Source organism: Bradyrhizobium sp. USDA 4541 (assembly GCF_024171085.1).
In the GTDB taxonomy this organism is placed as follows: Bacteria; Pseudomonadota; Alphaproteobacteria; order Rhizobiales; family Xanthobacteraceae; genus Bradyrhizobium; species Bradyrhizobium australafricanum.
Genome location: NZ_JALJZF010000001.1, coordinates 1215737 through 1238485 on the forward strand (window position 1 = coordinate 1215737; position 22749 = coordinate 1238485).

General features: G+C 64.9%; 20 protein-coding genes. 14 read left to right on the plus strand and 6 right to left on the minus strand.

Annotation, left to right across the window (positions count from 1 at the left end):
• From nusA to J2R80_RS05780, 10 genes are all read left to right on the plus strand, one after another.
• Entirely contained in the window at positions 1-1617 is a 1617-nt protein-coding gene (gene nusA, locus J2R80_RS05735; protein ID WP_057015297.1) for a transcription termination factor NusA, read from the plus strand.
• Positions 1618-1632: 15 nt separating this feature from the next.
• Positions 1633-2319, plus strand: a complete 687-nt coding sequence (locus tag J2R80_RS05740; protein WP_057015296.1) for an RNA-binding protein — start codon at positions 1633-1635, stop codon at positions 2317-2319.
• Between the two features lie 107 nt (positions 2320-2426).
• Positions 2427-5123, plus strand: a complete 2697-nt coding sequence (infB, locus tag J2R80_RS05745; protein WP_076824501.1) for a translation initiation factor IF-2 — start codon at positions 2427-2429, stop codon at positions 5121-5123.
• Between the two features lie 174 nt (positions 5124-5297).
• Positions 5298-5708, plus strand: coding sequence for a 30S ribosome-binding factor RbfA (rbfA, locus tag J2R80_RS05750; protein ID WP_253638166.1), 411 nt, complete (start codon positions 5298-5300; stop codon positions 5706-5708).
• The gene (gene truB / locus J2R80_RS05755; protein WP_253638167.1) at positions 5708-6817 is read left to right on the plus strand and encodes a tRNA pseudouridine(55) synthase TruB; all 1110 of its coding nucleotides are present in this window, start codon (positions 5708-5710) and stop codon (positions 6815-6817) included. Before rbfA ends, truB begins: the two co-directional genes overlap by 1 nt.
• A gap of 2 nt (positions 6818-6819) precedes the next feature.
• Entirely contained in the window at positions 6820-7089 is a 270-nt protein-coding gene (rpsO, locus tag J2R80_RS05760; RefSeq protein WP_016844725.1) for a 30S ribosomal protein S15, read from the plus strand.
• A gap of 314 nt (positions 7090-7403) precedes the next feature.
• A complete protein-coding gene (pnp, locus tag J2R80_RS05765; RefSeq protein ID WP_050383431.1) occupies positions 7404-9566 on the plus strand; it encodes a polyribonucleotide nucleotidyltransferase in 2163 nt (720 codons plus the stop codon).
• A gap of 203 nt (positions 9567-9769) precedes the next feature.
• Positions 9770-10492 (plus strand): superoxide dismutase, encoded by a 723-nt coding sequence (locus tag J2R80_RS05770; protein ID WP_253638168.1) that lies wholly within the window; start codon positions 9770-9772, stop codon positions 10490-10492.
• 123 nt (positions 10493-10615) lie between these two features.
• Positions 10616-11092: a GNAT family N-acetyltransferase gene (locus J2R80_RS05775; RefSeq protein WP_253638169.1), complete on the plus strand. Its 477-nt coding sequence runs from the start codon at positions 10616-10618 to the stop codon at positions 11090-11092.
• Entirely contained in the window at positions 11089-11685 is a 597-nt protein-coding gene (locus J2R80_RS05780; protein ID WP_253638170.1) for a glutathione S-transferase family protein, read from the plus strand. Before J2R80_RS05775 ends, J2R80_RS05780 begins: the two co-directional genes overlap by 4 nt.
• A 121-nt stretch (positions 11686-11806) precedes the next feature.
• Here the strand turns inward: J2R80_RS05780 and fabV are convergent, their stop codons facing one another.
• The 3 genes from fabV to fabA all read right to left on the minus strand — a co-directional run bounded on the left by fabV (position 11807) and on the right by fabA (position 14846).
• A complete protein-coding gene (fabV, locus tag J2R80_RS05785) occupies positions 11807-12979 on the minus strand; it encodes an enoyl-ACP reductase FabV (RefSeq protein WP_253638171.1) in 1173 nt (390 codons plus the stop codon).
• Between the two features lie 78 nt (positions 12980-13057).
• A complete protein-coding gene (gene fabB, locus J2R80_RS05790) occupies positions 13058-14281 on the minus strand; it encodes a beta-ketoacyl-ACP synthase I (protein WP_057015290.1) in 1224 nt (407 codons plus the stop codon).
• Between the two features lie 43 nt (positions 14282-14324).
• Positions 14325-14846 (minus strand): 3-hydroxyacyl-[acyl-carrier-protein] dehydratase FabA, encoded by a 522-nt coding sequence (fabA, locus tag J2R80_RS05795; protein WP_057015289.1) that lies wholly within the window; start codon positions 14844-14846, stop codon positions 14325-14327.
• A 327-nt stretch (positions 14847-15173) separates the two neighbouring features.
• Between fabA and irrA the strand changes: the two genes are divergently transcribed.
• Positions 15174-15665, plus strand: a complete 492-nt coding sequence (gene irrA, locus J2R80_RS05800; RefSeq protein WP_026192029.1) for an iron response transcriptional regulator IrrA — start codon at positions 15174-15176, stop codon at positions 15663-15665.
• A 72-nt stretch (positions 15666-15737) separates the two neighbouring features.
• Here irrA and J2R80_RS05805 read toward each other — a convergent pair whose 3' ends face one another.
• Complete coding sequence (locus J2R80_RS05805; RefSeq protein WP_375162557.1) at positions 15738-16262, minus strand: SH3 domain-containing protein; 525 nt, start codon at positions 16260-16262, stop codon at positions 15738-15740.
• A 342-nt stretch (positions 16263-16604) separates the two neighbouring features.
• On the opposite strand from J2R80_RS05805, the gene J2R80_RS05810 reads away from it, so the two are divergent.
• Positions 16605-17609, plus strand: a complete 1005-nt coding sequence (locus J2R80_RS05810; RefSeq protein WP_057015287.1) for a D-glycerate dehydrogenase — start codon at positions 16605-16607, stop codon at positions 17607-17609.
• Positions 17610-18386: 777 nt separating this feature from the next.
• On the opposite strand, the gene J2R80_RS05815 is transcribed toward J2R80_RS05810, so the two are convergent.
• Positions 18387-19298: a LysR family transcriptional regulator gene (locus J2R80_RS05815; protein ID WP_168856647.1), complete on the minus strand. Its 912-nt coding sequence runs from the start codon at positions 19296-19298 to the stop codon at positions 18387-18389.
• Between the two features lie 121 nt (positions 19299-19419).
• Here J2R80_RS05815 and J2R80_RS05820 point away from each other — a divergent pair, with 121 nt between their 5' ends.
• A complete protein-coding gene (locus J2R80_RS05820; RefSeq protein WP_253638172.1) occupies positions 19420-20427 on the plus strand; it encodes an aldo/keto reductase in 1008 nt (335 codons plus the stop codon).
• 9 nt (positions 20428-20436) lie between these two features.
• Here J2R80_RS05820 and J2R80_RS05825 read toward each other — a convergent pair whose 3' ends face one another.
• Positions 20437-21240 carry a molybdopterin-synthase adenylyltransferase MoeB gene (locus J2R80_RS05825; RefSeq protein ID WP_253638173.1) on the minus strand — a complete coding sequence of 268 codons (804 nt, stop codon included), beginning with the start codon at positions 21238-21240 and terminating at the stop codon, positions 20437-20439.
• 111 nt (positions 21241-21351) lie between these two features.
• On the opposite strand from J2R80_RS05825, the gene J2R80_RS05830 reads away from it, so the two are divergent.
• Complete coding sequence (locus J2R80_RS05830) at positions 21352-22725, plus strand: serine protease (protein ID WP_253638174.1); 1374 nt, start codon at positions 21352-21354, stop codon at positions 22723-22725.
• The last annotated feature ends 24 nt before the right edge of the window (positions 22726-22749 follow it).

Genomic DNA, 22749 nt, shown 5'->3' on the forward strand with positions numbered 1-22749 from the left:
ATGGCAGTCAGCGCCAACAAACTCGAACTGCTGCAGATCGCAGACGCAGTTGCGCGCGAAAAGTCGATCGACCGCTCCATCGTGATCGCGGCGATGGAAGACGCCATCGCCAAGGCCGCGCGTGCCCGCTACGGCAGCGAGACCGACGTCCATGCCGAGATCGACGCCAAGAAGGGCGAGCTGCGACTGACCCGCCACATGCTGGTGGTCGACGTCGTCGAAAACTCGTCGAACCAGATTTCGCTGCACGACGCGCAGCGCGCCAATCCGGGCGCTCAGGTCGGCGACACCATCGCCGACACGCTGCCGCCGCTGGAATATGGCCGCATTGCCGCGCAGTCGGCCAAGCAGGTGATCGTGCAGAAGGTGCGCGAGGCCGAGCGCGACCGGCAGTACCAGGAATTCAAGGACCGCATCGGCGACATCGTCAACGGCATCGTCAAGCGCGTCGAATATGGCAGCGTGATCGTCGACCTCGGCCGTGGCGAAGCGATCGTGCGCCGCGACGAGATGCTGCCGCGTGAAGTGTTCCGCAACGGCGACCGCGTCCGCGCCTATATCTTCGACGTCCGCCGCGAGACCCGCGGTCCGCAGATTTTCCTGTCGCGCACCCATCCGCAGTTCATGGCGAAGCTGTTCGCGCAGGAAGTGCCGGAGATCTACGACGGCATCGTCGAGATCAAGGCGGTCGCCCGCGATCCGGGCTCGCGCGCCAAGATCGGCGTGATTTCGCGCGATTCCTCGGTCGACCCGGTCGGCGCCTGCGTCGGCATGCGCGGCTCGCGCGTGCAGGCCGTGGTGAACGAGCTGCAGGGCGAGAAGATCGACATCATCCCGTGGTCGCCCGACATTGCGACCTTCGTCGTCAACGCGCTGGCGCCGGCTGAAGTCGCCAAGGTCGTGATCGACGAGGACCGCGAGCGCATCGAGGTCGTGGTTCCCGACACCAACAACCAGCTGTCGCTTGCGATCGGCCGCCGCGGCCAGAACGTCCGCCTCGCCTCGCAGCTGACCGGCTGGGACATCGACATCCTGACCGAGCAGGAAGAGTCGGAGCGCCGCCAGGCCGACTTCGAGAACTCGACCCGCGTGTTCATGGAAGCGCTCAATGTCGACGAGGTGGTCGGCCAGCTGCTCGCCTCCGAAGGCTTCACCTCGGTCGAGGAACTCGCGCTGGTCGATGTCAAGGAACTCGCGGGCATCGAGGGTTTCGACGAGGAGACCGCCACCGAGCTGCAGACCCGCGCCCGCGAATATCTGGAACAGCTCGAGGCGGAACTGGAAGCCAAGCGCAAGGAACTCGGCGTCGAGGACGCCATGAAGGACGTGCCCGGCATCACCGGCAAGATGCTGGTCAAGCTCGGCGAGAACGACGTGAAGACGGTCGAGGATCTCGCCGGCTGCGCCACCGACGACCTGGTCGGCTGGACCGAGCGCAAGGAAGGCGGCGAGCCGACCAAGCATGCCGGGTTCCTCGACGGCATCGAGATTTCGCGCGACGAGGCCGAGGCCGTGATCATGCAGGCCCGTCTGAAGGCCGGCTGGATCACCGAGGCCGACCTCGCCAAGCCTGCCGAGGAGGCCGAGGCCGCCGAAGCAGAAACGACGGCTTCGTAAGGAGATGCCACACGGATGCTGGCTCAGGCTGACCCCGATCTCGACGATGGGCCGCGGACGCAGAAGTCCGCGACCACGCGGATGTGCGCGGTCAGCCGCGAGGTGCGTCCGATCGACGAGCTGATCCGGTTCGTCGTCGCGCCCACAGGCGAGGTGATCCCGGATATCAAGCGCAAGCTGCCCGGCCGCGGACTCTGGGTTTCCGCGTCGCGGCGCAGCGTTGCGGAAGCGGTCCGCCGTCACCAATTTAGCAAGGGATTCAAGCGCGACGTCCGCGTCGCGCCGACCCTTCCCACCGATACCGACACCCTCCTGGTGCGCAGCGTCACCGAGGCCCTGGCAATGGCCGCCAAGGCCGGTCAGGTCGTTTCGGGCTTCGGCAAGGTCGAGGACGCACTCAACCGGAACGAAACTGCAGCCCTGATCCACGCTTCCGACGGCGCGGCGGACGGAATCCGCAAATTGGACGCGATCGTGGGGCAAAGGGGCGAAAAACGTGGTGAATCGCCGGTAATCCCCGTCGTCAATGTTTTGACGTCGGAAGAATTGGATTTGGCACTTGGGCGGTCAAATGTGATACATGCTGCGCTGCTCGCGGGCCCGGCGAGCAAGACGTTCCTGTCACGCTGCCAGATGCTGGTCCGATACCGGATGGCCGACGACGACAAGACCGCCGAAGCGGCCAGAAATTCCAGAGCGTGATCCGGGAAGGCGGACGCCGTCTTTCCGACCGGTCATGCTCAGCAAACGACGACACGTTGAAGGATTTGTGCGGCAAACGCACAGCGAAACGAGATTAGGACTGCTGAATGGTTGATACCAAGACCCCTGGCGACAAGACTTTGAGTGTCCCGAGCAAGACGTTGTCGCTGAAGCCGCGCGTCGAGACGGGCACCGTGCGCCAGAGCTTCAGCCACGGCCGGACCAAGCAGGTCGTGGTCGAGAAGCGCGGCAAGCGTCGCGTCGGTGGCGATGGTCCCGGCGAGGCGCACGCGCCGGAACCCGTGGTTGCAAAGCCAGCGGCGCCGGCCGCCAGGCCGCCGCTCGGCCGCCCCTCAGGCCCGCCTCCCGGCCAGCAACAGCGTAACACCCGCTCCGGCGTGGTGCTGCCGACCCTGACCGAGGACGAGCGTTCCGCGCGCGCCAGCGCGCTGGCCGACGCCCGTCAGCGCGACATCGAGGAGCGCCGCCAGGCCGAAGAGGAAGCCAAGCGCCGCGCCGTCCGCGAGGCTGCCGAGAAGGCAGAGCGCGAGGCCGCCGAAACCCGCCGCAAAGCGGAAGAGGAGCGCCACCGCCACGAGGAAGAGGCCAAGCGCAAGGCCGAGGTCGAGGCCAAGCGCCGCTTTGGCGAGGGCGAAGCCAAACCCGGCGCTCCGGCCACAACAGCGGCTAGGCCCGCGACAGCCGCACCTGCGTCTGCTCCGCCTGCCCGCGCGCCCGCAGCACGCCCGACCACCACGACAACCGCGCGCGCACCAGCCTCTGCGCCGCGGCCGGCGGCAGTTGCGGCCGGGCCGGACGAAGACGAAGGTCCGCGCCTGGTGCGCCGCCCCGGCGGCGCCGTGCGCCCCGCCGCGGCTCCGAAGACCACCCACAAGCCCGGCCCGCAGAAGGAGCGCGGCCGCCTCACTCTGACCACTGCGCTCAACGCCGACGACGTGCGCGAGCGTTCGATCGCCTCGTTCCGCCGCCGCACCCAGCGCCTGAAGGGGCATGCGTCGAACGAACCGAAGGAAAAGCTGATCCGCGAAGTCACCATTCCGGAAGCGATCACGATCCAGGAACTCGCGAACCGCATGTCGGAACGCGCGGTCGACGTCATCCGCATGCTTATGAAGCAGGGCGCGATGCACAAGATCACCGACGTGATCGATGCCGACACTGCGCAACTGATCGCCGAAGAACTCGGCCACAGCGTCAAGCGCGTCGCGGCGTCCGACGTGGAAGAGGGCCTGTTCGACGTCGTCGACAATTCCACCGACACCGAGCCGCGCTCGCCGGTGGTCACCGTCATGGGTCACGTCGACCACGGCAAGACCTCGCTGCTCGACGCGCTGCGCCACGCCAACGTCGTATCGGGCGAAGCCGGCGGCATCACCCAGCATATCGGCGCCTACCAGGTGCTGTCGCCCGAGAGCGGCACCAAGATCACCTTCATCGACACACCCGGCCACGCCGCGTTCACCGCGATGCGCGCCCGCGGCGCCAAGGTCACCGACATCGTCGTGCTGGTGGTCGCGGCCGATGACGGCGTGATGCCGCAGACGATCGAGGCGATCAATCACGCCAAAGCGGCCAAGGTGCCGATGATCGTGGCGATCAACAAGATCGACAAGCCGGATGCGCGGCCGGAGCGCGTGCGCACCGAGTTGCTCCAGCACGAGGTGCAGGTCGAATCGCTCGGCGGCGACGTCGTCGACGTCGAGGTTTCGGCCAAGAACAAGACCAATCTCGACAAGCTGCTCGAGATGATCGCGCTGCAGGCTGAAATCCTCGACCTGAAGACCAACTCGGAGCGTCCGGCGGAAGGCACCGTGATCGAAGCCAAGCTCGATCGCGGACGCGGTCCGGTCGCGACCGTGCTGGTGCAGCGCGGCACGCTGCGCGTCGGCGACATCATCGTGGCCGGCGCCGAGATGGGCCGCGTCCGCGCCTTGATCTCCGACCAGGGCGAGAATCTCGAAGAGGCCGGCCCTTCGGTGCCGGTCGAGGTGCTCGGCTTCAACGGCCCGCCGGAAGCCGGCGATCGTCTCGCCGTGGTCGAGAACGAAGCCCGCGCCCGTCAGGTCACGAGCTATCGCGCGCACCAGAAGCGCGAGAATGCCGCGGCCTCGATCTCGGGCATGCGCGGCTCGCTCGAGCAGATGATGTCGCAGCTCAAGACCGCGGGCCGCAAGGAGTTCCCGCTGATCGTCAAGGCCGACGTGCAGGGCTCGCTGGAAGCGATCCTGGGCTCGCTCGAGAAGCTCGGCACCGACGAAGTCGCCGCCCGCATCCTGCATGCCGGCGTCGGCGGCATCTCGGAATCCGACGTCACGCTGGCGGAAGGCTTCAACGCCGCGATCATCGGCTTCTCGGTCCGAGCCAACAAGGAAGCGGCGGCCGCGGCCAAGCGCAACGGCATCGAGATCCGCTACTACAACATCATCTACGACCTCGTGGATGACATCAAAAAGGCGATGTCCGGCCTGCTCGCGCCTACGCTGCGCGAAACCATGCTGGGCAACGCGCAGATCCTGGAAGTGTTCAACATTTCCAAGGTCGGCAAGGTCGCGGGTTGCCGCGTCACCGACGGCACCGTGGAACGCGGCGCCAATGTTCGCCTGATCCGCGACAACGTCGTGGTGCACGAAGGCAAGCTGTCGACGCTGAAGCGCTTCAAGGATGAAGTGAAGGAAGTGGTCGCCGGCCAGGAGTGTGGCATGGCGTTCGAGAACTACGGCGACATGCGTGTCGGCGACGTGATCGAGTGTTACCGCATCGAGACGATCCAGCGCTCTCTGTAAGTCCAAATCTTACGAAGCGCAGATCTTGCTAGGCGTTGGGTCCATTTAACTGAAAATGCGACGGCGTGGCCGGACTTTAGTCCGGCCACCAGCGCATCGTCCGATTGAAAGCAAAGCAAGGACATTGATGCCCGCGGCCACGGCTGGCGGGCGCGACGGTTTTGGAAAAAGGTCATGCCCCGTCAAAAGAAGAGTTCCAGCCCCGGCGGATCGCAACGTCAGCTGCGCGTCGGCGAAACGGTTCGCCATGCAGTTGCCGAGATTCTGTCACAGGGTGAGGTTCACGATCCCGATCTGGAAGGCCACATCATCACCGTTCCCGAGGTGCGTATGTCGCCGGATCTGAAGCTCGCCACGATCTACGTGATGCCGCTCGGCGGACGCGACACCGACACGGTGATATCCGCGCTCGAGCGCAACAAGAAGTTCCTTCGCGGCGAGATCGCGCACCGCGTCAACCTGAAATTTGCACCCGACATTCGCTTCCGCGTCGATGAGCGGTTCGACGAGGCGGAGCGCATCGAGAAACTACTGCGGACACCTGCGGTGCGGCGAGACCTTGCACCCGATTCGGACGACGAGTGATGACTGTGATGACGACCAACAGCGTTATCGACGCGAAGGATGCCGACGCGCGCGACGCTGAGCGGGATGCTTTTGCCGGCCAGCGCACCGACGATGCGCGCCGCACCAACAACGACCCGCGCCAGAAGCAGGGCAGGCAGAACCAGCAGCCGCGCCGCGACAAGCGCGACGTCCACGGCTGGGTGGTGCTCGACAAGCCGATCGGCATGACCTCGACGCAGGCGGTCGCGGTGCTCAAGCGCCTGTTTCAGGCCAAGCGCGCCGGCCATGCCGGCACGCTCGATCCGCTCGCCTCCGGCGGCTTGCCGATCGCGCTGGGCGAGGCCACCAAGACGGTGCCGTTCGTGATGGACGGCCGCAAGCGCTACCGCTTCACGGTGTGCTGGGGCGAGGAGCGCGACACCGACGACACCGAGGGACGGCCGGTCAGGACCAGCGACAGCCGGCCGACCGCCGATTCGATCCGGGAACTGTTGCCGCGCTTTACCGGGGTGATCGAGCAGATCCCGCCGCAATATTCGGCGATCAAGGTGCAGGGCGAGCGCGCCTATGATCTGGCGCGCGACGGCGAGACCGTGGAACTGAAGCCGCGCCCGGTCGAAATTCACGAATTAACCCTTGTAGAACATGGCGATAACGGTCAGTCCGTATTCGAGGCCGAGTGCGGCAAGGGAACCTATGTCCGGGCGCTGGCCCGCGATATGGGCCGGATTCTGGGCTGTTTCGGCCATATCTGCGCCCTGCGGCGAACCCTTGTCGGTCCGTTTACCGAACGAGACATGATTCCGCTGGAACAGTTGGAGGCTTTATGCAATAGAGCCGCGTCTGGCGAGGGCAGCCTCGCCGACGCGCTTTTGCCCGTTGAGACCGCGCTGGACGACATCCCGGCACTGGCCGTCACACGGGCTGATGCGGCAAGGCTCCACAGGGGCCAGGCCGTTTTGTTGCGCGGACGGGATGCGCCCAATACCAGCGGCACAGTCTATGTCACGGTGGCAGGCCGGCTTCTCGCGCTTGCCGAAATTGGCAATGGCGAACTCATCCCCAAGCGCGTGTTCAACCTGAACGGACTGACTGCCGGTCCGGCTCGCAACCATGAAAGTAACTGACGATGTCGATTACCGCCGAACGCAAAGCGGAAGTCATCAAGACGAATGCCAACAAAGCCGGCGACACCGGCTCGCCCGAGGTTCAGGTCGCGATCCTGTCGGAACGCATCAATAACCTCACCGAGCACTTCAAGAGCCATGTGAAGGACAACCATTCACGCCGCGGCCTCCTGAAGCTCGTGTCGACGCGTCGTTCCCTGCTTGACTACATCAAGCGCAAGGACGAGGCGCGCTACAAGGCGCTGCTCGAAAAGCACAACATCCGTCGTTGATTTGAGAAGCACGCGCGCGAGGGTTCGCGCGCGTTTTCGCATGGTCGTCCGTGAACTCGGGCTTTCGAATTGTCGAAAGATGACCATGCGCAGCATGGCAGTCGCGCCATGCACACTAGCGTCCAGCAGCAATCCGGCCGCTGGGCCGGGCAAGATGCCCAGATGACCGAAAGGATGGACGCCATCCGAAATCCAGGGACCATGGCAGGATCGCCGGATGCTGATCGCGACAGCGCATCAGTGTCTCGCCGTCTTGGCATGGTCTTTGTGTTTCAGGGCGCCGTGCTTTCGTGAAACCATGAAAGAAAACCGAAATGTTCAATTCGCATTCCGTCGAAATCGACTGGGGTGGACGTCCCCTCAAACTTGAAACCGGCAAGATCGCCCGCCAGGCCGACGGCGCCGTGATGGCCACCTACGGCGAGACCGTGGTGCTTGCCACCGTCGTTGCGGCGAAGGCGCCGCGCGAGGGCGTCGACTTCCTGCCGCTCACGGTCGACTACCAGGAGAAGACCTACGCTGCGGGCCGCATTCCCGGCGGCTACTTCAAGCGCGAAGGCCGTCCGACCGAGAAGGAGACGCTGGTCTCCCGCCTGATCGACCGCCCGATCCGTCCGCTGTTCGTCGACGGCTGGCGCAACGAGACCCAGGTGATCGTCACCGTGCTCTCGCACGACATGGAGAACGATCCGGACATCGTGTCGCTGGTCGCCGCCTCCGCCGCCCTGACGCTGTCGGGCGCGCCGTTCAAGGGCCCGATCGGCGCCGCGCGCGTCGGCTTCGCCAATGACGAATACGTGCTCAACCCGACGCTGGACGAGATGACCGAGACCCAGCTCGATCTCGTCGTCGCCGGCACCGCCGACGCCGTGCTGATGGTCGAATCGGAAGCCAAGGAGCTCAACGAGGACGTGATGCTCGGCGCGGTCATGTTCGGCCACCGCCACTTCCAGCCGGTCATCAACGCGATCATCGAACTCGCCGAGAAGGCCGCCAAGGAGCCGCGCGAAGTCACCACGATCGACAATTCGGAGATCGAGAAGGAGATGCTCGGCATCGCCGAACAGGAGCTCCGCAAGGCCTATGCGATCCCGGTCAAGCAGGAACGCTATGCCGCGGTCGGCGCCGTCAAGGAGAAGGTGCTGGCGCACTTCTTCCCGGAAGGCCAGGAGCCGAAATACGACAAGCTCCGCGTCGCCGGCGTGTTCAAGGAACTGGAAGCCAAGATCGTTCGCTGGAACATCCTTGACACCGGCAAGCGCATCGACGGCCGTGACGCCAAGACCGTGCGCAACATCATCGCCGAAGCCGGCGTGCTGCCGCGCGCCCACGGCTCGGCGCTGTTCACCCGCGGTGAGACCCAGGCGATGGTCGTGACCACGCTCGGCACCGGCGAGGACGAGCAGTACATCGATGCACTGTCGGGGACGTACAAGGAAACGTTCCTGCTGCACTACAACTTCCCGCCCTACTCGGTCGGTGAAACCGGTCGCCTCGGCGGCACCAAGCGCCGCGAAATCGGCCACGGCAAGCTCGCCTGGCGCGCGATCCACCCGGTGCTGCCGCCGCACCACGAGTTCCCGTACACGATCCGCGTGGTCTCCGAGATCACCGAGTCGAACGGCTCGTCCTCGATGGCTTCGGTGTGCGGCGCGTCGCTGTCGCTGATGGACGCCGGCGTGCCGCTGAAGCGGCCGACCGCCGGTATCGCCATGGGCCTGATCCTCGAAGGTCAGCGCTTCGCGGTGCTGTCGGACATCCTCGGTGACGAGGATCATCTCGGCGACATGGACTTCAAGGTCGCCGGTACCGACCACGGCATCACCTCGCTCCAGATGGACATCAAGATCGAGGGCATCACCGAAGAGATCATGAAGGTTGCGCTTGGCCAGGCCAAGGAAGGGCGCATCCACATCCTCGGCGAGATGGCCAAGGCTCTGACCGCGGCGCGCGCCGAGCTCGGCGAATACGCACCGCGCATCGAGACCTTCAAGATTGCCACCGACAAGATCCGCGAAGTGATCGGCACCGGCGGCAAGGTGATCCGCGAGATCGTCGAGAAGACCGGCGCCAAGGTCAACATCGAGGACGACGGCACCGTGAAGGTCGCCTCCAACGATGGCGAGGCGATGAAGGCTGCGATCAAGTGGATCAAGTCGATCGCCTCCGATCCGGAGGTCGGCCAGATTTACGAGGGCACCGTCGTCAAGGTGATGGAGTTCGGCGCGTTCGTGAACTTCTTCGGCGCCAAGGACGGCCTCGTCCACATCAGCCAGCTCGCGTCCAACCGCGTGCAGAAGACCTCCGACGTCGTCAAGGAAGGCGACAAGGTCAAGGTCAAACTGCTCGGCTTCGACGATCGCGGCAAGACCCGCCTGTCGATGAAGGCGGTCGACCAGGAGACCGGCGAAGATCTCGAGGCCAAGCAGAAGACCGAAGCGCCGGCTGCGGCGCCGCGCGAAGCTGCCGGCGAGTAAGCCAAGGCCAATCGACTAGCAAATCGACTGTTACGAAAAGGGCGGCCCTGTGGCCGCCCTTTTTGGTTTGCCGAGATCGGACGCAAATCAATCTCCGCTGATCGGCATGCGCGATTTTGACCCGGCATTGTGACCGGATTCGCTGGAACCCGTTCACAACTCGGGCCTAACATCAGGAAGCTTTCCCAGCACGGAGAACCACGATGTCCTCGATGTCCCGACGCCATTTGATCATCGCAGCAGGCGGCATCGCCGCAGCCGCAGCCGCATCGCGCACGGCATTCGCGCAGGCCCCCGCCGGACCGTTCAAGATCGATCCGCTGACCTATCCCACCAATGCGCTGGAGCCGCATATCGACGCCAAGACGATGGAAATCCATCACGACCGGCATCATCAGGCCTATGTCACCAACCTCAACAATTTCGCCAAGGACAATCCGCAGATCGCCGAGAAGCCGGTCGTCGAGGTGCTCGCCAATCTCCGCAGCGTGCCGGAGGCGATCCGCACCGGCGTGCGCAACAACATGGGCGGCCACGCCAACCACACGATGTTCTGGCAGATCATGGGACCGAACGGCGGCAAGGCGGACGGCGAGGTGCTCGCCGCGATCGATCGCGACCTCGGCGGCATGGAAAAATTCCAGACCGATTTCAACGCTGCCGGCGGGCGCGTGTTCGGCTCCGGCTGGGTGTTCGTCACCGTGACCAAAGACGGCAAGCTCGCGATCGAGACGCGGCCGAACCAGGACAATCCGATCATGGACGGCAAGCGCGCGCTGCTCGGCAACGACGTCTGGGAGCACGCCTATTACCTGACCTACCAGAACCGCCGCCCCGATTATCTCAAGGCGTGGTGGAATACGGTGAACTGGAAGGCCGTGGCTGAGCGCTATGCGGCAGCAAAGGCCGGCACGCTCGGCGTGTGAGCCGCCGGGCTCGCCGGTCGCAAACAACTACGCTAGAGCTGAAAGCTCCGCGAGGCGCTCGCGGGCTTTCACCTTTATGCACCCACAGCGTCGCGCCGCCGGCGTCGAAGGCGATAGGGAACAATGACGCTGCCGATCATCCGCCCCGCTCGTCCCGACGAACATGACGCGATCGCGCGCGCCTGGATGGCTAGTTGGGTTTCGACCAAGCTCTCGCAAGCCAGCGACAGCCTGTTGAACGATCTGCGTATCCGCTTGCCGCGCGAGATCGCCGGCGGCTGGAGCCTGTTCGTCGCCGACGATCAGGGCAGCATCGCCGCCATGCTGGCGCTGCACTTGCCGACCTTGCTGCTTGATCAGCTGATGGTGGTCCCCGCCTATCAGGGCCGGGGCCTGGGACGCGAGCTGCTTGCCTTCACGCGCCGGCAGATGCCCGACGAGATCTGGCTGAAATGCGTCCGGGAGAACGAGAAGGCCTGGCGCTGGTACGAGCGCGAAGGCTTCATCTTCGAGAAGGAAGCGCCCCATCCGGTCACCGGCTTCATGATGAAGCACTATCGGTGGATGAGAACAAACCGCACATCGGAGGCTAAGCCATGATCAAGCTGTACTGGTCGCCGCGCTCGCGCTCGTTCTCAGCCATCTGGCTGCTGGAGGAATCCGGCCTGCCATACGAACGGGTGCTGACCGACATCAGCACCGGGGCGCAGAAATCGCCCGATTTTCTCAAGATCAACCCGATGGGCAAGGTGCCGGCGCTGACCGACGGCGACGCGCAGCTCGCCGAGGCCGCCGCGATCTGCGCCTATATCGCCGACCGCTATCCCGAGACCAAACTCGCGCCGGCAGCGACGGACCCGAAGCGGGCGCGCTATCTGCAGTGGCTGTTTTTCTCGCCGAGTTGCATCGAGCCGGCGCTGATCCAGCTCTTCACCAAGCTCGAGGTGCCGACCAGCACCGCGGCATGGGGCAACGCCGCGCAGGTGTTCGACGTGCTCGACGCCGAGCTGCAGAAGGGGCCATGGATCCTCGGCGATCAATTCTCCGCGGCCGACATCGCGATCGGCGCGGGACTGAACTTTGCGGTGCGCGTGTTCAAGATGGTGCCGTCGCGGCCGTCATTCGAGGCCTATATCGGCCGCTGCGTGGCCCGGCCCGCGTTCCAGCGCGCAGAGAAGATCGCGGCGGGGTGAGACATGTAGCCCGGATGAAGTGCAGCGAAATCCGGGGCTCTCTGCCACAGAGGGACTGTCCCGGATTGCGCTGCGCTCCATCCGGGCTACGAAGCTGTGATTGCGATGTTTCCCGAACGGCCTAACCCGGCACGACGCGGGGATCGACATCCTGCGTATAGTCGACGCCGTCGATGCCGAAGCCGAACAGGCGGAGGAACTGGCTCTTGTACTCGCCGAGATCGGCCAACTCGCCGAGCGTCTCGGTGGTGAGCAGTGGCCAACGCCGCGACACTTCCGTCTGCACTTCGGGCGAAAGCTCCCAATCGTCGACCCGGACGCGCTGCGTATCGTCGAGCGCGACATCCCTGCCGAGTTTGGTCCGGAACAGGCGATCGATCTGCTCGATGCAGCCTTCGTGGAGACCGAGCTGCTTCATGACCTTGAACAGCACCGTGCCATAGAGCGGCACCACCGGAATGGCCGAGCTCGCCTGGGTGACGACGGCCTTCAACGCGACGACGCGGGCCGCGTCCGCGCCGAGCCGGCCGCGGATCGCTTCCGCCTTGCTGTCGAGATCGACCTTGGCGCGGCCGAGCGTGCCGTTCCAGTAGATCGGCCAGGTCAGTTCGCTGCCGATATAGGTGTAGTTGAGCGTCTGGAAGCCCGGCGCCAAAACGCCGGCATCCGCGAGCTGGTCGATCCAGCGCTTCCAGTCGTCGCCGCCCATCACCGCGACGGTCGCCGCGGTTTGCTCCTCGCTCGCCGGCTCGAGCGTGGTCTGGAATACCTCGCCGGTCTCGGTGTCGAGCGTCTTGATCTCGACCGGGGCGCCCAGCGGCTTGATCACCGAACGATAGGTCTTGCCGGTGTCGGGATCAGTGCGGACCGGCGCGGCCATGCTGTAGACTAGGAGGTCGAGCTGCCCGAATTTCTCGCGCACGCGCTCGATGAAGGTCGCCTTCAGCTCGTCGGAGAAGGCGTCGCCCTCCAGCGTGAGCGGCGAGCGTCCGATCTTCTGGGCCTCGATCTCGAAGGCGCGGTTGTTGTACCAGCCGGCGCTGGCGCTTCTCTTTTCCGACGGCTCGCGCTCCAGCGACACGCCGATCGTATCGGCGCCGCCGGCGAAGGTCGCGACGATGCGGCTCGCGAGGCCATACCCCGTCGAGCAGCCCAGCACGGCAACGCGCTTCGGGCAGTCGGCGACCGGACCCTGCTTCAGAACATAGGCGATCTGTTCGCGGACATTCGTGGCGCAGCCGACGGGATGTGCCGTCGTGCAGATGAAGCCTCGCACGCGCGGTTCAATAATCATTCCCACCCCATTCCGGATCGTTGCAATGTTCCCATTCGCTGCCTGCGGACCTCCCTCAGCAAGCGAGGAGAGGCGAAATCACGCGTCAAGCCGCCTGAACACCAGCGTCGCGTTGGTACCGCCGAAGCCGAACGAGTTCGACAGCACGGTGTTGAGCTTGGCGTTGTCGATGCGCCTGCGCACGATCGGCATGTCGGCAAACACCGGATCGAGTTCGGTGATATGCGCGCTCTCGCAGATGAAGCCGTTGTTCAGCATCAGCAGCGAATAGATCGCTTCCTGCACGCCGGTGGCGCCGAGCGAGTGGCCGGTCAGCGCCTTGGTCGCCGAGATCGGCGGGCACTTGTCGCCGGTGCCGAACACCTTGCGGATCGCCTCGATCTCCGGCGGATCGCCGGCGGGCGTCGAAGTGGCGTGCGGATTGATGTAGTCGACCGGCGTGTTCACCGTCGACATCGCCATGCGCATGCAGCGCTCGGCGCCCTCGCCTGACGGCGCCACCATGTCGTAGCCGTCGGAGGTTGCGCCGTAGCCGACGACCTCGCCATAGATCCTGGCACCGCGCGCCTTGGCATGCTCGAGCTCTTCCAGCACCACGACACCCGCGCCGCCCGCGATGACGAAGCCGTCGCGGTTGAGATCGTAGGGACGCGAGGCGGTGGCGGGCGTGTCGTTGTATTTCGAGGACATCGCGCCCATGGCGTCGAACAGCACCGACAGCGTCCAGTCGAGTTCCTCGCAGCCGCCGGCGAAGATGACATCCTGCTTGCCGATCTGGATCGTCTCATAGGCGTTGCCGATGCAGTGGTTCGACGTCGCGCAGGCCGACGAGATCGAATAGTTCACGCCCTTGATCTTGAACCAGGTGGCGAGCGTCGCCGACGCGGTCGAGGACATGCCCTTCGGCACTGCGAACGGACCGACCCGCTTCGGGCCCTTGGCGCGCGCGATGTCGGCGGCCTCCACCAGCGTGCGCGTCGACGGACCGCCGGATCCCATGATGATGCCGGTGCGGATGTTGGAGACTTCGTTTTCCTCGAGGCCCGAGTCGCGGATCGCCTGTTCCATCGCAACGTGATTCCACGCCGCACCTTCGGCAAGGAACCGCATCGCGCGGCGATCGATCACCTCGGCAGGATTGAGTGTCGGCGCACCGTGCACCTGCGAGCGGAAGCCGAGTTCGGCGGCCTTCTCCGCGCGCGAAATGCCCGACTTCGCCTCGTAGAGGCTCGCAAGCACTTCCTGGGTGTTGTTACCGATGGACGAGACAATACCCATCCCCGTGATGACAACCCGCCTCATGTTCGCCTCGCCCTGCCTTTATGTTGCCGCATGATGATCCTGCTCAAGATGGAGCCGTGCCCTGCTTGAACAACCCGACCTTCAAGTCCTTGGCGCGATAGATAATCTCGTCGTCCATGGAAAGCCACCCGTCGGCAATTCCAAGCACGAGCTTTGACCGCATCACGCGCTTGATATCGATGTTGTACACAACCTTGCGCGCTTGCGGCAGCACCTGTCCGGAGAACTTCAGCTCGCCGAGGCCGAGCGCGCGGCCACGACCTTCGCCACCGATCCAGCCGAGGTAAAAGCCGACCATTTGCCACATGGCATCGAGGCCGAGGCAGCCCGGCATCACCGGATCATTCTTGAAATGGCAGCCGAAGAACCAGAGATCCGGTTTCACCTCGAGCTCGGCGCGCACCAGCCCCTTGCCGAACTCGCCGCCATTCTCCGAAATCTCGCTGATCCGATCGAACATGAGCATCGGCGGCAGCGGCAACTGGGCGTTGCCGGGACCGAAAAGCTCGCCCCGCCCGCAAGCCAGCAAATCCTCGTATTCGTAACCGCCGCGCCGATCCAGCATCCTCTTTCCACCTCTGATGTCCCGATGAGCGCTTTGCTTGGTCGGACCTTGATCTACCCACGGGAACCGGAATAACCCGTCCCGCATCTTGGCGCTACCTGGGTACGCTACGGCCCGTTATCTCTGCCGAAAGCGCATATGTGGTCCGCGCGCTCTCTAACATAGCGCCAACTGGGCGGCAAAGCGGCATTCCGAGGATAAATGACCGCTTCTCCTTAGGTTTCTACCGCAGCTTGGATTCGTTCTAGTTGCGAAAAACTTGCATCTGATAGGCATCCTTTTTATATTTATGAGGAATATTGCCTGAGTTGGGTGCATAGAGTGGATATGAACGAGGAAGTACCGGCTGTGAACGATGATGCCGTGCACCCGGCTGCCCGGGGCGCTGGTCACCACCCTGCCCTGACCGGCTGTCCGTGGCATGACGTCAACGAGATGTTGCAGTCTGCCGGTCTGCGGCCGACCCGTCAGCGCATGGCGCTGGGCTGGCTGTTGTTCGGCAAGGGTGCCCGCCACCTGACCGCTGAAATGCTGTACGAGGAAGCCACGCTGGCCAAGGTTCCGGTGTCGCTGGCGACCGTCTACAACACCCTGAACCAGCTGACCGACGCCGGCCTGCTGCGCCAGGTCAGCGTCGACGGCACGAAAACCTATTTCGATACCAACGTGTCGACGCACCACCACTTTTATCTCGAGCATAACCACGAGTTGGTCGACATTCCCGACCCGAACCTCGTGCTGTCGAAGATGCCCGACGTGCCCGAAGGCTACGAAATCTCCCGCGTCGATATGGTGGTGCGGCTGCGCAAGAAGCGCTGAACCGTCTTACCGTCGATTTGAGTTGTGATGGCCGGGCTCGTCCCGGCCATTTTCATTTGCGGTCGGGGAAGCTCAATCCACCTTCTCGTCGGCGTAGACGCCCCAGAGGCGCTGCTGCTCGATCCAGCCATCGAACCCGCTGCCGGTGACCCGGCACCAGTTATTGGCGCATTTCTTCACCTGCGCGACGACTCCGGCCTGCAGGCGCGCCGCGATCGCGCTGGTGGCATCGGGACGGTCGTAGAGCGAGGCCAGATCGTCCTTGTTCTTCATCGTGACGACGGCGGTGCGGCGGCCGGACAGCAGGGAGTGATAGACCCAGCCTTCGGCGCCCTCGGAATCGCGCACCCGGCGCCAGTTCTCGAACTCGGCGGTGATTTCGACCGGCAGCCCCGACCGCGTGTAGACCCAGGCGACGTCATTGTCCTTGGTCGGGCCGGCCCGGACGTTCACGTGATCCGACTTCAGGCTGACATAGCGCGGGATCGGCAGGCCGCTGGTGGTGGGGCTCATATCCTTGGCGGAATGTCCGGGGATGACCGACGCGCTCAGCATGCTTCCGACCAGCGCCACCAATGAACCGAAACGCCAGACCATCAACTCGTCTCCTGCCGAAATGCCCAACCCGCATTCGGCGAATTGCAACCCAAACCACGCCCGAAGGCCCCTGCGCCTGCGCCGTTCGCTCCCGCACTGCAAGTCCGAGGGGTTCTTGTCTTGGCCCGGCCTTCTGCTAGAGAGGACGGAACGCCTGAGAGCCAGAACACCCGAATTTGCCCGTCGTTTCGCCTTGGCGAAGAGCCGGGGCAAGTATCGGGGAACCCTAGGAAACGCGAAGGAAACGCCGGGACAGCGCGGCTATCAGCAGTGTCGAACAACCGGGTTAATGAGGCCTCAACGGTTTGCTTTTTGGCAAGCCGCGCGTCATGAAAGCAGGACATGTCGGTGAAGAAAAAGCCTCTCGTCGTCGTCACCCGCAAGCTGCCGGACTCGATCGAGACCCGGATGCGCGAGCTGTTCGACGCCAGATTGAATCTCGACGACACGCCGATGACGCCGGAGCAGATCGCCGAGGCGGCGCGAACCGCCGACGTGCTGGTGCCGACCGTGACCGACATGATCCGCGAAGACGTGATCAATCAGCCCGACTGCAAGCTGAAGATGATCGCCAATTTCGGCAACGGCGTCGACAATATCGATGTCGCCGCGGCGCATGCCCGCGGCATCACGGTGACCAACACCCCGAAGGTGCTGACCGAGGACACTGCCGACATGACCATGGCGCTGATCCTGGCGGTGCCGCGGCGCCTGATCGAGGGCGCCTCGATCCTGACCGAAGGCAAGCAGCATTGGGCGGGCTGGTCGCCGACCTGGATGCTCGGCCACCGCATCGGCGGCAAACGGCTCGGCATCGTCGGCATGGGTCGCATCGGCCAGGCCGTGGCGCGCCGCGCCCGGGCCTTCGGCCTGCAGATCCACTATCACAACCGCCGCCCGGTGGCGCCCATGATCGCCGAAGAGCTCGGGGCGACCTATTGGGAAAGCCTCGACCAGATGCTGGCGCGCATGGACATCATCTCGGTGAATTGCCCGCACACGCCGGCCACCTATCACCTGCTCTCGGCGCGGCGGCTCAAGCTGATCCGGAAAGAGGCCTATGTCGTCAACACCGCGCGCGGCGAGGTGATCGACGAGGACACGCTGATCAAGCTGATCGAAGCCGGCGATATCGGCGGCGCAGCCCTCGACGTCTATGAGCACGAGCCCGCGGTGAACCCGAAGCTGGTGCGGCTCGCCAAGGCCGGCAAGGTGACGCTGTTGCCGCATATGGGTTCGGCCACCATCGAAGGCCGCGTCGAGATGGGCGAGAAGGTGATCATCAACATCCGAACCTTCCTCGACGCCCACAAGCCGCCGGATCGCGTGCTGCCGAGCATGCTGTAAGCGCTCGTAGCCCGGATGGAGCCAACGGGTCGCGCGAACGCGCGCCCGATGACAGGCTCCGCGCAATCCGGGACCGCTTCTTTCCATAACCTCCCCTTGAAAAGGGGAGGTCGCTTTGCTCGCCAGAGCAAAGCGGGTGGGGATCATCTCTCTCCACGAGCGACGGTGCGTGTGGCTGGACCCCCATCCCGACCTTCCCCCTTTCAGGGGGAAGGAGAAGAGAGATCTGTAGCAGGGATGGAGCGCAGCGAAATCCGGGGCCTGTATCCGCGGACAGACCGCCCCGGATTACGCTTCGCTCCATCCGGGCTACGGGACGTGGGTAGTCATATGCGATAGCCTCGCCGTCGCGGGGGCGCGCTGCCAAAATATCGAAAACAACCCCATGCAAAGGAGCCGGTGCGGCCGGCGAGGCGCATGCTGTAAATCACGCATTCGGTGTCGTCCCTGCGCAAGCACTAGGGCATTTACACATCTCTTCGAGGCTAGAAAACCGACTCATCATCAAGGGGTTAGCTACTAGGCGAGAGCCGAAATCGGCGGGCGCAACCCTAGTGCAGATGAGTAAGCTCTCTGCGGTTTTCGGCCAACTCTTTGAGAAGACTCCGGAAAGACTGCGGAGGATATGTATATACGCTAGTGCGCAAGCAGGGACCCATAACCGCTGGGCCTCGTTGTTGCGAGGGCTAGCTGTGGCCCCAGCGCTGCAAGGCAATCCGCATTTGTGGTTACGGGTCCCGGCTCAAGGCCGGGACGACGATGTGGCGAGGTCCTGCTCTACTTCTTCCGTCGCGCCTGCTTGCGCCAGTCGGCGACGAATGACACGAACGCCGCCAGCGCCGGCGGCGGCTGGCGACGGCTCGGATAATAGAGGAACGGTCCGTCGAATGGCGGGCACCAGTCGTCGAGCACGCTGACCAGCGCACCGGATTTGACGCCGTAGCGGACATAGCCCTCGAACGTCGCCCAGTAGCCGACGCCGTCATGAACCGCACGCAGCGCGAGGCCGAGATGGGTCGCGGTCAGCCTGGCCGGCGGCGAAATCTTCACCACGCGGCCGTTCTTCTCGAACTCCCAATCGAACATCACACCGTTGCTAAAGCGGCTGCGGATGCAGGGGTGCGCCAGCAGATCTTTCGGATGCATCGGCCGGCCGTGCTTTGCGACATACGCGCTGGACGCCACGATCGCGTAACGTTGCGGCGCGCCAAGCGGAACCGCGACCATGTCCTGTGCCAGGTGCTCGCCGTAACGCACGCCGGCGTCAAAGCCCTGCGCGACGATGTCCACGAACGCACTCTCCGCAACGACGTCGAGCTCGACCCGCGGATATCTGGCGAGGAACGGCGCGATCATCGGCGCCAGCACCAGATCGACCGCGGGCGGCGGCGCGTTGATGCGCAACCGCCCCGACGGCTCGGCGCGCAGGCCGCGCACCTCGGTGATCGCATCGGCGACGTTGACCATGGCCGGCGCGACACGGGCAAGCAGCAGTTCGCCGGCCTCGGTCAGCGCGACGCTGCGGGTGGTGCGGTTCATCAGGCGGACGCCGAGCCGCTCTTCCATGTCGCGCAGGCGCTGGCTGAGGCTGGAAACCGAGACGCGCTGCTCGAGCGCCGCACGCCGGAAATTGCGCGTGCGCGCCACCGCCACGAAGGCGTCGAGGTCGCGAAGGTCGAAATTCTGCATTGTTCGATGTAGTGAACAAGCCATTCGGGATTGTCCAGCTTATCGGCGAAAGCTGGCCGGCCCATATCACCTCGGCATTTGGCGACGGATTTTCCGCCGCAAACGTTCGAGGAACATCCACATGGACACACGCAAACTCGGCTCAACCGGGCCCACCGTCGCGGCCCTCGGCCTCGGCTGCATGGGCATGTCCGAGGTCTATGGCCCGGCCGATCGCGGCGAGAGCATCGCCACCGTGCACGCGGCGCTCGATGCCGGCATCACGCTGCTGGATACCGGCGACTTCTACGCCATGGGCCACAACGAGATGCTGGTGCAGGAAGCCCTGAAGGACGTCGCGCGCGACCGGCTGCAGATCAGCGTCAAGTTCGGCGCGTTGCGCGGCCCCGCGGGTGAATTCGCCGGAATGGACACCCGACCGGCCGCTACGAAGAATTTTCTCGCCTATTCGCTGCAACGTCTCGGCACCGACTACATCGACATCTATCGCCCGGCACGTCTCGATCCCAACGTTCCGATCGAGGAGACGATCGGCGGCATCGCCGATCTGGTGAAGTCCGGCTACATCAGACATATCGGCCTGTCCGAGGTCGGCTCCGACACCATCCGCCGTGCTCATGCCGTGCATCCGATCGTCGATCTCCAGATCGAATACTCGCTGATCGAGCGTGGTATCGAGCGCGATATCCTGACGACCTGCCGCGAGCTTGGCATCGGCATCACAGCCTACGGCGTGCTGTCGCGCGGGCTGATCAGCGGCCACTGGTCGAAGGAGTCCGGCAAGATCGGCAGGGACTACCGGCTGATGACGCCGCGCTTCCAGGGCGCGAACCTCGATGCCAATCTCGCGCTGGTCGAGCAGTTGCGCGCCGTTGCCGCCGAGATCGGGGCGACGCCGGCGCAGGTCGCGATTGCCTGGGTCGCGGCGCAGGGCAAGGAGATCGTGCCGCTGGTCGGCGCCCGCACCCGCAACCGTCTTGCCGAAGCGCTCGGCGCGACCAGGCTGACGCTGACGCAAGCTCATCTCGCGGCGCTGGCGAAAGCCTTCCCGCCGGATATCGCTGCCGGCACGCGCTATGCGGCCGAGCAGATGGCGCATCTCGACAGCGAGAAGCCGGCCAGCAGATAACGGCAGCAATCAGGTGCGATGGGCGCTGAGGTCAGTGATGACAGGCCCATCGCCATTGAGCGGGTTCTGCGAATCGCGCGCGTAGCGCAGGGTTTCGAACCGCATCGCGCGCGCATCCACCATCAGGAGGCGGCCGACCAGGCCCTCGCCGAAGCCGACGATCTCGCGGATCGCCTCCAGCGCCATCATCGACCCCAGGACGCCGGCGAGCGCGCCCATCACGCCGGCCTCGGCGCAGGCCGGCACCGTGCCCGGCGGCGGCGCCTCCGGAAACAGGCAGCGATAGGTCGGATTGAACACGCCGTCCGCATTCTTCTCATGCGCGCGGATCGTGGTCAGCGAACCGTCGAACTGGCCCAGTGCGGCCGTGATCAGCGGCCGCTTCGCGAGGAAGCAGGCATCGGCGACGAGATAGCGGGTCTCGAAATTGTCGGAGCCGTCGAGCACGAGGTCGTAGTTCGCGATCAGCGCCATCGCATTGTCGGCGGTGAGCCGCATCGAATGCGCCTCGAACGTCACATGCGGATTGAGCGCATGGATCTGTGCCGCCGCGCTGTCGACCTTGCGCTTGCCGATATCAGACGTCGCATGGATGATCTGGCGCTGCAAATTGGAGAGCGAGACGATATCGTCATCGATCACGCCGAGCCGGCCAACACCGGCTGCCGCCAGATACATCAGCACCGGCGCGCCGAGGCCGCCGGCGCCGATCACCAGCACCGACGCTTTTTTCAGCGCATTCTGGCCGGGACCGCCCACCTCGCGCAGCACGATATGGCGGGCATAGCGTTCAAGCTCGTCGGCACTCAGCATTGCGGTGTCCTGCGCGCTGTTCCCTGAACCGGAGCGCGGTTGTTGCCGACCAAGCAGATGTGCTTAATTGCCTGGACGTCAATGGTGTCAGTCATTCCCCCCGGATTTGTCATGAGATCGGTGCTTTCGGCAACATTGATGGCCGCTTCCATTACGGTCACAGGGATGGGCATGGCGCAGGCCCAGATGACGCCGCCCTCGACGGCGGGGGCGAAGCCGAAAACCGTGGCGACGGTGCCGATACGCCCCGGGCTGCAGAAGCCGGAGGATACCGCTGGCGCGATGGCGCAGGCCGAGCGGCTGGCGCTGCAATCCGACCTCGCCTGGGTCGGCGAATATAACGGCGCCATTACCGGCGACGTCAGCGAGCGCATGGTCAATGCGATCAAGGAATTCCAGAAGAAGCGCGGCGGCAAGCCGACCGGGGTGCTGAATCCGCAGGAGCGCGGCGTGCTCGCCGACACGGCGCGGCGGAAGCAGGAAGGTGTCGGCTGGCGGATCGTCACCGAGCCGGCCACCGGGGCGCGGCTCGGCATTCCCACAAAGCTGGTGCCGCAGCTCACCAGCGACGCTTCTGGCGCCAAATGGACCTCGCCGACCGGCACCGTCCAGGTGCTGCTGACCCGGCGCAAGGAAGCCAGCCCGACCACCGCAAAGCTTGCCGAGCAGGAAAGGAAGGAGCCGGCCGGGCGCACCATCGACTACACCGTGGTGAAGCCGGATTTCTTCGTGCTGTCGGGCATGCAGGGCCTGAAGAAGTTCTATCTGCGCGGCACCTTGAAGGGCGACGAGGTCCGCATCCTCACCATCCTCTATGACCAGGCGATGCAGACCACGGTCGAGCCGGTGGTGATCGCGATGTCGAGCGCCTTCAACGCATTTCCGTCCGCCGTGCAGGCCGGTCCGCCGCCGCGCAAGACCGTCGAATATGGCACCGGCGTCGTGGTCAGCGACGACGGCGCCATCGTTACCGATCGCGTGGCGACCGACGACTGCATCACGCTGACGATCCCGGGCTACGGCAATGCCGATCGGGTCGCCGAGGACAGGGATCACGATCTCGCGCTGCTGCGCATCTATGGCGCGCGCGGGCTGAAGCCGCTCAATATCGCAGGCCAGGCGACGCAGACCGCGCTCGACATCACCGGGATTGCCGATCCGCAGAACCAGGGCGGCGGAGCGGCCGCGAGCAGCGTGAAGGCTTCGGCCGCACAGATCGGCGGCGGCGATCAGGCGCTGTCACCGGCGCCGGCGCTCGGGTTCTCCGGCGCAGCGGCGACCGATAGCGGCGGCAGGTTTGCCGGGATCGCGGTGCTGAAACCCGTCATCGTTGCAGGCCCCGCAAACGCGGCGCCGCCGGCGCAGGCCGCGCTGGTGCCGGCCGACACGGTGCGCAGCTTCCTGAAGGCGCACGGCGTCACCGCGTCGGGCGACTCGGCAGACGCCAAGGCCGCCGTGGTCCGCGTGATCTGCGTCAGGAAGTAGAGTTACCTCGCCCCGCTTGCGGGG

Bases quoted from the DNA above. Each gene is read 5' to 3' on its own strand.
- J2R80_RS05825 (WP_253638173.1), bottom strand. From the start codon at position 21,240: ATGCTGAGTGCCGACGAGCTTGAACGCTATGCCCGCCATATCGTGCTG.
- rpsO (WP_016844725.1), top strand. From the start codon at position 6,820: ATGTCGATTACCGCCGAACGCAAAGCGGAAGTCATCAAGACGAATGCC.
- pnp (WP_050383431.1), top strand. From the start codon at position 7,404: ATGTTCAATTCGCATTCCGTCGAAATCGACTGGGGTGGACGTCCCCTC.
- J2R80_RS05810 (WP_057015287.1), top strand. From the start codon at position 16,605: ATGTCGGTGAAGAAAAAGCCTCTCGTCGTCGTCACCCGCAAGCTGCCG.
- J2R80_RS05780 (WP_253638170.1), top strand. From the start codon at position 11,089: ATGATCAAGCTGTACTGGTCGCCGCGCTCGCGCTCGTTCTCAGCCATC.
- fabV (WP_253638171.1), bottom strand. From the start codon at position 12,979: ATGATTATTGAACCGCGCGTGCGAGGCTTCATCTGCACGACGGCACAT.
- irrA (WP_026192029.1), top strand. From the start codon at position 15,174: ATGAACGAGGAAGTACCGGCTGTGAACGATGATGCCGTGCACCCGGCT.
- J2R80_RS05830 (WP_253638174.1), top strand. From the start codon at position 21,352: ATGAGATCGGTGCTTTCGGCAACATTGATGGCCGCTTCCATTACGGTC.
- truB (WP_253638167.1), top strand. From the start codon at position 5,708: ATGACTGTGATGACGACCAACAGCGTTATCGACGCGAAGGATGCCGAC.
- J2R80_RS05805 (WP_375162557.1), bottom strand. From the start codon at position 16,262: ATGGTCTGGCGTTTCGGTTCATTGGTGGCGCTGGTCGGAAGCATGCTG.
- infB (WP_076824501.1), top strand. From the start codon at position 2,427: ATGGTTGATACCAAGACCCCTGGCGACAAGACTTTGAGTGTCCCGAGC.
- J2R80_RS05815 (WP_168856647.1), bottom strand. From the start codon at position 19,298: ATGCAGAATTTCGACCTTCGCGACCTCGACGCCTTCGTGGCGGTGGCG.
- fabB (WP_057015290.1), bottom strand. From the start codon at position 14,281: ATGAGGCGGGTTGTCATCACGGGGATGGGTATTGTCTCGTCCATCGGT.
- J2R80_RS05820 (WP_253638172.1), top strand. From the start codon at position 19,420: ATGGACACACGCAAACTCGGCTCAACCGGGCCCACCGTCGCGGCCCTC.
- rbfA (WP_253638166.1), top strand. From the start codon at position 5,298: ATGCCCCGTCAAAAGAAGAGTTCCAGCCCCGGCGGATCGCAACGTCAG.
- fabA (WP_057015289.1), bottom strand. From the start codon at position 14,846: ATGCTGGATCGGCGCGGCGGTTACGAATACGAGGATTTGCTGGCTTGC.
- J2R80_RS05770 (WP_253638168.1), top strand. From the start codon at position 9,770: ATGTCCTCGATGTCCCGACGCCATTTGATCATCGCAGCAGGCGGCATC.
- J2R80_RS05740 (WP_057015296.1), top strand. From the start codon at position 1,633: ATGCTGGCTCAGGCTGACCCCGATCTCGACGATGGGCCGCGGACGCAG.
- nusA (WP_057015297.1), top strand. From the start codon at position 1: ATGGCAGTCAGCGCCAACAAACTCGAACTGCTGCAGATCGCAGACGCA.
- J2R80_RS05775 (WP_253638169.1), top strand. From the start codon at position 10,616: ATGACGCTGCCGATCATCCGCCCCGCTCGTCCCGACGAACATGACGCG.